Below are 11,763 nucleotides of genomic sequence, written 5' to 3' on the forward strand. Positions count from 1 at the left end.
GAGGGAAGGGGCGGCGGGGGCGGGCTCCCTCAGTCGAGCAGGCCGTGCCGCATCGCACTCGTCACCGCCGCCGTCCGGTCGTCCACCCCCAACTTGCCGAAGGCCCGCAGCAGATGGGTCTTCACCGTCGACTCGCCGATGAACAGCCGGCGCCCGATCTCCGCGTTCGTGCAGCCCTCCGCCACCAGCCGCAGGACCGCCGTCTCACGCTCCGACAACCGCGGTCGTTCCGGCCTCGTGCGGAGCCGGTCCACCAGCCGTGCCGCCACGGACGGCGCCAGCACGGTCTCGCCCCGGGCCGCCGCGCGCACCGCCTCCGCCAGTTCCGCGCGCGGCAGATCCTTCAGCAGGTAGCCCGCCGCTCCCGCCTCCACGGCCCGCAGGATGTCCCGGTCCGTCTCGTACGTCGTCAGGACGATCACCCGGCACGGCAGGCCCGCCTCGCTCATCCGCACGATGGAGTCCACGCCCCCGCCGCCCGGCATCCGCAGGTCCATCAGCACGATGTCGGGCCGCAACGCGGCGGCCAGCGCCTCCGCCTGCGGCCCACTGGACGCGTCGGCGACCACCTCCAGGTCCGGTTCCGCGCTCAGCATCGCCCGCAGTCCCTCCCGTACGACGGGATGGTCGTCGGCCAGGATGATCCGGATCACGGTGAACTCCTCGGGGGCGGTACGGGCAGGCGGACGGTCACCGTCGTGCCGGCGCCGGGGGCACTGCGCACCTGGGCCGTCCCGCCCGCCTCGACGACCCGGGCCCGCAGCCCCGCCAGACCGTAGCCGCCGGCACCTGTGCCGGCGGCGGACGGGTCGAAGCCGCAGCCGTCGTCGCGTACGGACACGGTGAGCGTGTCGTCGGTGTACCCGACGGTGATGCCGACCGACATCGGACTCCCCGCGTGTTTGCGGGTGTTGGCCAGCGCCTCCTGACAGGCGCGCAGGGCGACCACCTCGGGACCGGCGGGGAGGGGACGCAGGGGACCGGTCACCTCCAGCGTCGCCTCGTGGCGGGCGGCCAGTCTGCGCAGCGCGTCCGGCAGGGAGGCGCCGGCCAGGTCCGCGGGTCCGCCCCCGGTGACCAGGGCGCGGGCCTCGGCGAGGTTCAGCCGGGCCGTCTCGTCCATCAACGCCAGATGCCGGCGGGCCTGGGACACGTCGTGGTCGAGTTCCGCCTCGACGGCCTGGACCAGCATCAGCAGGCTGGTGAAGCCCTGCGCGAGCGTGTCGTGGATCTCCCGGGCCATCCGCTCCCGCTCGGCCAGGGCGCCGTGCGCGGCCGACAGCCGGGAGACCTCGTGGCGGCTCGCGTCGAGCTCGGCGATCAGCTCGGCCCGCTCCTGGCTCTGCTCGATGATCCGGATGACCCAGGTGCCGACGGCCACCGAGAAGACGAGGGTGACCACGGCGAACAGCCCGTTGAAGAAGACGTCCTGGTCGCTCGGCCACCACAGCAGGGCCCAGCCGGCCACGGGCGCGAGATTGATGACGGCCACCGCCGTCAGCGCCCGCCGGATCCGCAACGACATGAAGCACTGGGGGACCAGCGCGAAGGTCATCAGCCGGGTCTCGCCCACGAGGATCGCCGACGGCAGGAACAGCGCCATCGCCGCCACCAGGTAGCCGAGCGCCTGTCGTTCCTCGGGCGGATCGCCCCGCAGGATGGGCCGCCCCACCCACACGAACAGGGGGATGAGAGGCACGAGCAGCGCGGCCGCGGCGAGGCGGACCGGCCACCCCGGGTTCGCCGTGCCGAGCACGAACACCAGGGTGGCCAGCCAGATGAGCGCGAAGTAGGTGTCCCAGATCCGGAACGACCGCGCCCAGCTGTAGGCGCCGACGACATCGTCCGGGCCGGTCACCCGTCGCGCCGGTTCTTCCATCGGAAGGTCAGCAGACACAGCAGCAATCCTCCGACGCACCACGCCCCCAGCACCAGGGCGATCCGCCAGAACTCCCAGTCCCCGGCCTGCTCCAGGACCTGCGCCGACTCCGGAAGGAACACCCCGCGCAGGCCCTGGCACATCCACTTCAGCGGGAACAGCGCGCCGATGTTCAGCATCCAGCCCGGGATGGTGTCGATCGCGATGTACACCCCGGAGATGAACTGCAGGACCAGGAACGGGAGGACGACCACGGAGGTCGCGCTCTTGCCGGTCTTCGGGATCGAGCTGATCGCGATCCCGAGCAGCGAGCACGCCGTCAGACCGAGAACGAAGATCCAGGCGAAGTCGAGCCACCGGCCCGCGTCCGAGGGCAGATCGATGTCGTAGAAGGCCGTGCCGACGAGCAGCAGGATCGCGGTCTCCAGCAGACCGGTGACCAGAACCAGCCAGATCTTGCCGAGGAAGTACGCCGCCGGAGGCATCGGCGTGCCGCGCAGCCGCCGCAGCACCTTCTCGTCCCGCTCGATGGCGATCGAGACGCCGAGGGACTGGAAACTCGTCGACATGATGCCGGCGGCCATCATCGCCGGGACGTACAGCTGCGAGGCGTTGATGCCAGCGCCCCGCACGTCGTCGCGGAAGATCGACGCGAACAGGAACAGGAACACCACCGGGAAGGCGAAGGTGAACACCACGTGGTCGCGCTGCCGGAAGAACTGCCGGAGCTCCAGGGCGCCGCGCCCGAGACCGATGCCCCAGACACCGGGCAGCCGCTCGTCGGGCGCCAGAGACCGTGGTCGTGCGGCGGTCGTGGTCATCGCGCGTCCTCCTGTCCGGTCAGCCGGAGATAGACGTCCTCCAGCGTGGGGCGGCTCACCCGCAGCCCCGGGATCTCGCCGTCGAAGCGGCCCATGAGCGCGCCGACCGTCCTGGTGGGCGTGTCCGTGCGTTCCGTGCGCGGGGTGCCGTCCGGGTCGGTCCACGCGACGGTGGCGCCCGTGCCGTACCGCTCCCGCAGGCCCGCCGGATCGCCCTCGGCGACGACCCGCCCCCGGGCGACGACCGCCAGCCGGTCCGCCAGGGCCTCCGCCTCCTCCAGGTAGTGCGTGGTCAGCACGATGGTCGTGCCCTCGGCGGACAGCTTGCGGATCAGGTCCCAGAACTGGCGGCGAGCCGCCGGGTCGAATCCCGTCGTCGGCTCGTCCAGGAGCAGCAGCTCGGGGCCGCCGATCACTCCGAGCGCGACGTCGAGCCTGCGGCGCTGCCCGCCGGAGAGGGCCTTGATCCGGCTGTCCGCCTTGGCCCGCAGACCGACCAGGCCGATGACCTCCTCCGGGTCCCGGGGCCTTGGGTAGTAGCGGGCGAAGTGCCGCACGGTCTCGCGGACCGTCAACTCGGCGGGCGCGGATTCGTCCTGCCAGACGATTCCGACGCGTGAGCGCCACGCGCGTGTGCCGTGCGCCGGATCCGCCCCCAGCACGGACACCTCGCCCGCGTCCCTGCCGCGGTTGCCCTGAAGGATCTCCACCGTCGTGCTCTTGCCCGCCCCGTTGGGTCCCAGCAGGCCGAAGACCTCTCCCCTGCGGATACCGAGATCGATGCCGTCGACGGCGGTCACGTCGCCGTACCGCTTGCGCAGCCCTCGTACATCCACAGCGAGTTCGTTCGCGTGTGCTGTCATGCAGACGAGCCTCGTTGGGAACCGAGCGCTCCGGGACGACCGTGCGTACGTCCTTACGTCCACCGAACGGTGGACACACGCCTGCGTACGGCACAATGAGCGCTGTCCGCGGAAGGTCCACCTCTCAAGTGATGGAATCGGCGTGATGAGCAAGACGACAGTCAAGGACGTCTCCACCGAACCGGGGCCGGAGCGCACCGAGGCCGCCCCGCGGTCGGTGGGCGGCAGCCGTGCGTTCGCGCTGCTGCTCGTGATCACCGGTGCGGCGGGTCTGCTCGCGGCGTGGGTCATCACGATCGACAAGTTCAAGCTGCTCGAGGCGAAGGTCGAGGGCAAGTCCTTCACCCCCGGCTGCAGCCTGAACCCCGTCGTCTCCTGCGGCAGCGTGATGGAGAGCGACCAGGCCTCGGCCTTCGGGTTCCCGAACCCGATGCTCGGCCTCGTCTGCTACGGCATCGTCATCGCCGTCGGCATGAGCCTGCTCGCCCGCGCCCGCTTCCCGCGCTGGTACTGGCTCACCCTCAACGCCGGCACCCTCTTCGGCGTCGGCTTCTGCGCCTGGCTGATGTTCCAGTCGCTGTACCGGATCAACGCGCTGTGCCTGTGGTGCTGCCTGGCCTGGGTCGCGACGATCATCATGTTCTGGTACGTGACCTCGTTCAACATCCGCAACGACCTCCTGCCCGCCCCGCGCTGGCTGAAGAACTTCTTCGGCGAGTTCACCTGGGTCATGCCGGTCCTGCACATCGGCATCATCGGCATGCTGATCCTGACCCGCTGGTGGGACTTCTGGACCAGCTGACCGCCCGGGGTCCGGGGCCTTGCGACGGCCCCGACCGGATTGTCAGTGGTGTGACATAGGGTTTTCCTCGTGGAGCCCGACCTGTTCACCGCCGCAGCAGAAGAACGCCAGGAGAAGGACCCGTCCAGCAGCCCCCTGGCGGTCCGGATGCGCCCGCGCACCCTCGACGAGGTCGTGGGCCAGCAGCACCTGCTGAAGCCGGGCTCCCCGCTGCGCAGACTGGTCGGCGAGGGCGCCGGCGGCCCCGCCGGGCCCTCCTCGGTGATCCTCTGGGGCCCGCCCGGCACCGGCAAGACCACCCTGGCCTACGTCGTCTCCAAGGCGACCAACAAGCGCTTCGTGGAACTGTCGGCGATCACCGCCGGCGTCAAGGAGGTCCGCTCGGTCATCGACGGAGCCCGCCGCGCCACCGGTGGCTACGGCAAGGAGACCGTCCTCTTCCTCGACGAGATCCACCGCTTCAGCAAGGCCCAGCAGGACTCCCTTCTTCCGGCCGTCGAGAACCGCTGGGTGACCCTGATCGCAGCGACCACCGAGAACCCGTACTTCTCGATCATCTCCCCGCTGCTGTCCCGCTCCCTCCTCCTCACCCTCGAACCCCTCACCGACGACGACCTGCGTTCCCTGGTCCGGCGTGCGGTGAGTGACGAGCGCGGGCTGGGGGACGCCGTCACCCTTCCCGAGGACACCGAGAACCACCTGCTGCGCATCGCCGGCGGCGACGCGCGGCGCGCCCTGACCGCCCTGGAGGCCGCCGCCGGGGCGGCCCTGGACAAGGGCGAGACGGAGGTCGCCCTCCAGACGCTCGAGGAGACCGTCGACCGGGCCGCCGTGAAGTACGACCGGGACGGCGACCAGCACTACGACGTGGCCAGTGCCCTCATCAAGTCGATCCGCGGCTCCGACGTCGACGCGGCCCTGCACTACCTGGCCCGCATGATCGAGGCCGGCGAGGACCCCCGTTTCATCGCCCGTCGCCTCATGATCTCCGCCAGCGAGGACATCGGCCTCGCCGACCCGAACGCCCTGCCGATCGCGGTCGCCGCCGCCCAGGCCGTCGCCATGATCGGCTTCCCCGAGGCCGCCCTCACCCTCAGCCACGCCACCATCGCCCTCGCCCTGGCCCCCAAGTCCAACGCCGCGACCACGGCGATCGGCGCCGCCCTGGACGACGTGCGCAAGGGACTGGCCGGTGCCGTGCCGCCGCATCTGCGCGACGGGCACTACAAGGGCGCCGCCAAGCTCGGCCACGCGCAGGGGTACGTGTATCCGCACGACCTGCCCGAGGGCATCGCGCCCCAGCAGTACGCTCCGGACGCGATCCAGGACCGCGAGTACTACACCCCCACCCGGCACGGCGCCGAGGCCCGGTACGCGGACGCGGTGGAGTGGACCAGGAAGCACCTCGGTCGCAAGCGGCCTTGAGCACCCTGTAGACTCGCCCGAAGTGCTGCGTCCCGTGTCCGGCTCAGGCCGGTTCACCAGAACGGGACATCCAGCCGGAGGCCTGGTCCGCCAGGATCTCCAGGAGCGTCGCGCACCGTCGAACGGTGTCGCGGGCAGCCCACCACCACCCGGATTCCCGGGAACGGCCGGTGGGCCACTCGCGTGCTGCACGTTGTGCCCAGACCAGGGAGCGGCTGCCCGGCAGGTCCCCAGTGGACCGGCGGGGTTTCCCCGGCTGCGGATGCGACCTCCCCTAACCCTGGTGAAGCCGTATTCGCATCAGAAACACGAGGTGTTTGGTTCATGCCGAACCAGTCCCGCCCCAAGGTGAAGAAGTCGCGTGCCCTCGGCATCGCGCTGACCCCGAAGGCCGTCAAGTACTTCGAGGCCCGCCCCTACCCGCCGGGTGAGCACGGCCGTGGCCGCAAGCAGAACTCGGACTACAAGGTCCGTCTGCTCGAGAAGCAGCGTCTGCGCGCGCAGTACGACGTGTCCGAGCGTCAGCTCGTCCGCGCCTACGAGCGTGCCGCCAAGACCCAGGGCAAGACCGGTGAGGCCCTGGTCATCGAGCTCGAGCGCCGTCTCGACGCGCTGGTCCTGCGTTCGGGCATCGCCCGCACGATCTACCAGGCCCGCCAGATGGTCGTCCACGGCCACATCGAGGTCAACGGCCAGAAGGTCGACAAGCCGTCCTTCCGCGTCAAGCCCGACGACGTCGTGATGGTCCGCGAGCGCAGCCGCGAGAAGACCCTGTTCTCGATCGCCCGCGAGGGTGGCTTCGCCCCCGACGGCGAGACCCCGCGCTACCTCCAGGTGAACCTCCGCGCCCTGGCCTTCCGCCTGGACCGCGAGCCGAACCGCAAGGAGATCCCGGTGATCTGCGACGAGCAGCTCGTCGTCGAGTACTACGCCCGCTGATCACCAGCAGGCCGTAGCACCACCTCAGCCCGTCGTCTCGCCGCCCTTCCGGGTGGGCGAGGCGGCGGGTTCGTGCGTGTCGGGGCCAGGGTCGCCGTCGTGTGGCCGCACCAGCCGGCGTTCCCGCAGAGCCCAGCGCAGGCCTGGGCGGCCGTCGCGTCCCGGCCGAGCCGCGCGCCCTGCCGTACGCCCGCCCCGTACGGCCCGTCAGCCGCATCCCCGGGCGATCGCCTCGCGCAGGACGAGGCCGACGATCGAGCCACCGGCCCTGCTCACGGCCACGGAGGGCGACCCGGCGGAGGCCGCGCTGCTGCAGGGCGCCGCCGCGATGTGGCCGTCGGTGGGGTCTGCCCCTGTTCGGCCGGCGGCCCCAGCGTGAACACCCGCTCGCCCGCCACGGCCGGCGTCCCCCGGCGAGCACCCCGAGGCCGGGCGCCCGGCGCAGCGGGTCGCCGACCTGGTCGGCGCACGCGTCCGGCTGGTGCTCGAACCCGTTGCTGAGCAGCAGGAGTTGGCGCCCGCCGAGATACGCGAGCAGGATCTCGCGCGGCAGCCGGGCGGTGTGGTCCGTCAGCCCGAGCGCCGCCACGAAAGCGTGGCGGCGAACTCCGGATCGCGCACCGGTGCGAGCTGACACGCCACACGCCGTCGGCGGCGGACCGCGCGGCCGCGCGCGCCGCCAGACGCGACGTGCCCACCCCGCCCACACCCTCGACCGTGACGAGCCGCGAGGGGCCGAGCGCCCGCGCCGGCCCGGAGAGTTCGGCCGTGCGGCCGCGAACGCGTCGGGATCCAGGGGCAGATCGCCGCTCATCGAGGTGCCGCCGGGCTGATGGGCGCACGTGGACCACGGAACGTACTGAGATGTGTTCGGTCCGTACAATCGCCTCCCGCGGTGCGGCCGCGCGCGGGCCCTAATCCGGTTCGGAGTCAGGACCCCGGCGCGATAGGCTCGGCGTACGACTTTTCCGATACGCAGGCACGTTTCAGGGAGCGGGTGCACACAGTGTCCGGTGGAGAGGTGGCCGGGATCCTGGTGGCCGTCTTCTGGGCGATTCTGGTCTCTTTCCTCGCCGTCGCGCTGGCGAGGCTGGCCCAGACGCTCAGGGCGACCACCAAGCTCGTGGCGGACGTGACCGACCAGGCCGTCCCGCTGCTGGCCGACGCCTCCTCGGCGGTGCGCTCCGCGCAGACCCAGATCGACCGGGTCGACGCGATCGCCTCCGACGTCCAGGAGGTCACGTCGAACGCCTCCGCGCTGTCGACCACGGTCGCCTCGACCTTCGGCGGCCCCCTGGTGAAGGTCGCCGCCTTCGGCTACGGCGTGCGCCGGGCCCTCGGCGGCAGCAAGGAAGACGTGCCCGCGAAGGCACCCCGGCGTACCGTGATCGTGGGCCGCACGGTCTCTCGGCGGGACAAGCGAGACCTCCGCAAAAAGAAGGACTGAGAGCCAGCGATGTTCCGCCGTACCTTCTGGTTCACCTCGGGCGTCGCCGCCGGTGTGTGGGCCACCACCAAGGTCAATCGCAAGCTGAAGCAGCTGACCCCCGAGAACCTCGCCGTGACCGCGGCGAACAAGGCGCTCGATGCCGGTCACCGCATCAAGGACCGCGCGGTGGGCTTCGCGCTGGACGTCCGCGACAACATGGCCCAGCGGGAGGAGGAACTGGGCGACGCGCTCGGGCTGAACGCCTCCGTCGACCCCGAACTCCCCGCACCCCGGCGGTACACCGCCATCGAGAACCGCAGCAATCCGAAGTCCGTCGACAACGACAGGACGACGTACACGTACAACCGGAATGAGGACCACTGATGGAGTCGGCCGAGATTCGTCGCCGCTGGTTGAGCTTCTACGAGGAGCGCGGGCACACCGTCGTCCCTTCGGCGTCGCTCATCGCGGACGACCCGACTCTGCTCCTGGTCCCCGCCGGCATGGTGCCCTTCAAGCCTTACTTCCTCGGTGAGGTCAAGCCGCCGTGGTCGCGCGCCACCAGCGTGCAGAAGTGCGTGCGCACGCCCGACATCGAAGAGGTCGGCAAGACCACGCGGCACGGCACCTTCTTCCAGATGTGCGGCAACTTCTCCTTCGGCGACTACTTCAAGGAAGGCGCCATCAAGTACGCCTGGGAGCTGCTCACCACGCCCCAGGACAAGGGTGGTTACGGCCTGGAGCCGGAGAAGCTCTGGATCACCGTCTACAAGGACGACGACGAGGCCGAGCGCATCTGGCACGAGAACATCGGTGTGCCCAAGGAGCGCATCCAGCGCCTCGGCATGAAGGACAACTACTGGTCCATGGGCGTTCCCGGCCCGTGCGGTCCCTGTTCCGAGATCAACTACGACCGCGGCCCCGAATTCGGCGTCGAGGGCGGCCCCGCCGTCAACGACGAGCGGTACGTGGAGATCTGGAACCTCGTCTTCATGCAGTACGAGCGCGGCGAGGGCATCGGCAAGGACAACTTCGAGATCCTCGGAGACCTGCCGAGCAAGAACATCGACACGGGCCTCGGCATGGAGCGGCTCGCCATGATTCTGCAGGGCGTGCAGAACATGTACGAGATCGACACCTCCATGGCCGTCATCAAGAAGGCCACCGAGCTGACCGGTGTCGAGTACGGCGACTCGCACGACTCGGACGTCTCCCTGCGCGTGGTCACCGACCACATGCGCACGTCCGTGATGCTCATCGGCGACGGCGTGACCCCCGGCAACGAGGGCCGCGGCTACGTCCTGCGCCGCATCATGCGCCGTGCCATCCGCAACATGCGTCTGCTCGGTGCCACCGGCCCGGTCGTCAAGGATCTGATCGACACGGTCATCGAGATGATGGGGCAGCAGTACCCCGAGCTCGTCACCGACCGCGAGCGGATCGAGAAGGTCGCCGTCGCCGAGGAGAACGCGTTCCTCAAGGCCCTCAAGGGCGGCACCAACATCCTCGACACCGCCGTCACCGAGACCAAGCAGGCCGGTGGCAAGGTCCTGTCCGGCGACAAGGCCTTCCTGCTCCACGACACCTGGGGCTTCCCCATCGACCTCACCCTGGAGATGGCCGCCGAGCAGGGCCTGTCCGTCGACGAGGACGGCTTCCGCCGCCTGATGAAGGAGCAGCGGGAGCGCGCCAAGGCCGACGCCCAGGCCAAGAAGACCGGCCACGCCGGCGTCGGCGCCTACCGCGAGATCGCCGACAAGGCCGGCGAGACCGACTTCATCGGCTACTCGGACACCGAGGGCGAGTCCACGATCGTCGGCATCCTCGTCGACGGCGCCTCCTCCCCGGCCGCCACCGAGGGCGACGAGGTCGAGATCGTCCTGGACCGCACCCCCTTCTACGCCGAGGGCGGCGGCCAGATCGGCGACACCGGCCGCATCAAGGTGGACACCGGTGCCGTCATCGAGATCCGCGACTGCCAGAAGCCCGTGCCCGGCGTGTACGTCCACAAGGGCGTCGTCCAGGTCGGCGAGGTCACCGTCGGTTCCAAGGCCCACGCCTCGATCGACAACCGCCGCCGCACGGCCATCGCCCGCGCCCACTCGGCCACCCACCTCACCCACCAGGCCCTGCGCGACGCCCTCGGCCCGACGGCCGCCCAGGCCGGTTCCGAGAACCAGCCCGGCCGCTTCCGCTTCGACTTCGGCTCGCCGTCCGCCGTTCCGACGGCCGTGATGACCGACGTCGAGCAGAAGATCAACGAGGTGCTGGCCCGCGACCTGGACGTCCGTGCCGACGTCATGGGCATCGACGAGGCCAGGAAGCAGGGTGCCATCGCCGAGTTCGGCGAGAAGTACGGCGAACGCGTCCGGGTCGTCACCATCGGCGACTTCTCCAAGGAGCTGTGCGGCGGCACGCATGTGCACAACACCGCCCAGCTGGGTCTGGTGAAGCTGCTCGGCGAGTCGTCGATCGGCTCGGGTGTGCGCCGTATCGAGGCCCTGGTCGGTGTCGACGCCTACAACTTCCTCGCCCGTGAGCACACGGTGGTCGCCCAGCTCCAGGAGCTGATCAAGGGCCGTCCGGAGGAACTTCCGGAGAAGGTCTCCGCCATGCTCGGCAAGCTGAAGGACGCCGAGAAGGAGATCGAGAAGTTCCGCGCCGAGAAGGTGCTCCAGGCCGCCGCCGGTCTCGCCGAGTCCGCCAAGGACGTCCACGGTGTCGCCGTCGTCACCGGCCGCGTCCCGGACGGTACGACCCCCGACGACCTGCGCCGGCTGGTCCTCGACGTGCGCGGCCGCATCCAGGGCGGACGTGCCGCCGTGGTCGCCGTGTTCGCGGTCAACAACGGCAAGCCGCTGACCGTCATCGCCACCAACGAAGCCGCCCGCGAGCGCGGCCTCAAGGCCGGTGACCTGGTCCGTACGGCCGCCAAGACCCTCGGTGGCGGCGGTGGCGGCAAGCCGGACGTCGCCCAGGGCGGCGGCCAGAACCCCGCCGCCATCGGCGAGGCCGTCGACGCCGTCGAGCGGCTCGTGGCGGAAACGGCCAAGTGAGCGCCGAAATCCAGGCGGGCGACGGTCGCGGCATGCGCCGCGGCCGTCGTCTCGCGATCGACGTCGGGGACGCCCGCATCGGGGTCGCCTCGTGCGACCCCGACGGGATCCTCGCCACCCCGGTGGAGACGGTCCCCGGCCGCGACGTTCCCGCAGCTCACCGCAGGCTCCGGCAACTGGTCGAGGAGTACGAGCCGATCGAGGTGGTGGTCGGCCTCCCGCGCTCCCTGAAGGGGGGCGAGGGCCCGGCCGCGGTCAAGGTCCGCGGCTTCGCGCAGGAGCTCGCCCGGGGGATCGCCCCCGTCCCGGTCCGGCTCGTGGACGAACGGATGACCACGGTGACGGCCAGTCAGGGGCTTCGCGCTTCGGGTGTGAAGTCGAAAAAGGGCAGATCGGTCATCGACCAGGTGGCAGCCGTGATCATCCTCCAGCAGGCCCTGGAATCCGAACGAGTGTCAGGTAAAGCACCCGGCGAGGACGTCGAAGTGGTCATCTGATCGCGATACGGTAACGTTCCGCGCGATGTGGAGGTGTTCGAACAGCCACCGC

Annotated in this window: 12 protein-coding genes; 8 read left to right on the forward strand and 4 right to left on the reverse strand. The window is 70.5% G+C overall.

Features of this window, described 5'->3' with window-relative positions; genetic code table 11:
• Positions 1-29: 29 nt before the first annotated feature.
• Genes ACZ5XS_RS33505 through ACZ5XS_RS33520 form a run of 4 tightly spaced genes read right to left on the reverse strand, consistent with a single transcriptional unit; the run spans position 30 to position 3,563 of the window.
• On the reverse strand, positions 30-653 hold the full coding sequence (locus ACZ5XS_RS33505) for a response regulator (RefSeq protein WP_468657727.1): 624 nt from the start codon (positions 651-653) through the stop codon (positions 30-32).
• The gene (locus ACZ5XS_RS33510) at positions 650-1,879 is read right to left on the reverse strand and encodes a sensor histidine kinase (RefSeq protein WP_468657806.1); all 1,230 of its coding nucleotides are present in this window, start codon (positions 1,877-1,879) and stop codon (positions 650-652) included. The genes ACZ5XS_RS33505 and ACZ5XS_RS33510 overlap by 4 nt, the downstream gene beginning before the upstream one ends.
• Positions 1,855-2,700: an ABC transporter permease gene (locus tag ACZ5XS_RS33515; protein WP_468657729.1), complete on the reverse strand. Its 846-nt coding sequence runs from the start codon at positions 2,698-2,700 to the stop codon at positions 1,855-1,857. Before ACZ5XS_RS33515 ends, ACZ5XS_RS33510 begins: the two co-directional genes overlap by 25 nt.
• On the reverse strand, positions 2,697-3,563 hold the full coding sequence (locus ACZ5XS_RS33520; protein ID WP_468657731.1) for an ABC transporter ATP-binding protein: 867 nt from the start codon (positions 3,561-3,563) through the stop codon (positions 2,697-2,699). The genes ACZ5XS_RS33515 and ACZ5XS_RS33520 overlap by 4 nt, the downstream gene beginning before the upstream one ends.
• Positions 3,564-3,708: 145 nt before the next feature.
• On the opposite strand from ACZ5XS_RS33520, the gene ACZ5XS_RS33525 reads away from it, so the two are divergent.
• From ACZ5XS_RS33525 to ruvX, 8 genes are all read left to right on the forward strand, one after another.
• Entirely contained in the window at positions 3,709-4,365 is a 657-nt protein-coding gene (locus ACZ5XS_RS33525; RefSeq protein WP_468657733.1) for a vitamin K epoxide reductase family protein, read from the forward strand.
• A 69-nt stretch (positions 4,366-4,434) separates the two neighbouring features.
• Positions 4,435-5,790, forward strand: coding sequence for a replication-associated recombination protein A (locus ACZ5XS_RS33530; RefSeq protein WP_468657735.1), 1,356 nt, complete (start codon positions 4,435-4,437; stop codon positions 5,788-5,790).
• A 324-nt stretch (positions 5,791-6,114) separates the two neighbouring features.
• Positions 6,115-6,729 (forward strand): 30S ribosomal protein S4, encoded by a 615-nt coding sequence (gene rpsD, locus ACZ5XS_RS33535; protein WP_053748612.1) that lies wholly within the window; start codon positions 6,115-6,117, stop codon positions 6,727-6,729.
• Positions 6,730-7,210: 481 nt separating this feature from the next.
• Positions 7,211-7,363, forward strand: coding sequence for a hypothetical protein (locus ACZ5XS_RS33540; RefSeq protein ID WP_468657738.1), 153 nt, complete (start codon positions 7,211-7,213; stop codon positions 7,361-7,363).
• 363 nt (positions 7,364-7,726) lie between these two features.
• The gene (locus ACZ5XS_RS33545) at positions 7,727-8,176 is read left to right on the forward strand and encodes a DUF948 domain-containing protein (RefSeq protein WP_217239620.1); all 450 of its coding nucleotides are present in this window, start codon (positions 7,727-7,729) and stop codon (positions 8,174-8,176) included.
• A gap of 9 nt (positions 8,177-8,185) precedes the next feature.
• On the forward strand, positions 8,186-8,542 hold the full coding sequence (locus ACZ5XS_RS33550; protein ID WP_468657740.1) for a hypothetical protein: 357 nt from the start codon (positions 8,186-8,188) through the stop codon (positions 8,540-8,542).
• A complete protein-coding gene (alaS, locus tag ACZ5XS_RS33555) occupies positions 8,542-11,214 on the forward strand; it encodes an alanine--tRNA ligase (protein WP_468657742.1) in 2,673 nt (890 codons plus the stop codon). Before ACZ5XS_RS33550 ends, alaS begins: the two co-directional genes overlap by 1 nt.
• A 32-nt stretch (positions 11,215-11,246) precedes the next feature.
• On the forward strand, positions 11,247-11,711 hold the full coding sequence (gene ruvX / locus ACZ5XS_RS33560) for a Holliday junction resolvase RuvX (RefSeq protein ID WP_307679980.1): 465 nt from the start codon (positions 11,247-11,249) through the stop codon (positions 11,709-11,711).
• The last annotated feature ends 52 nt before the right edge of the window (positions 11,712-11,763 follow it).

It is taken from the genome of Streptomyces sp. NPDC033131, from assembly GCF_055578365.1.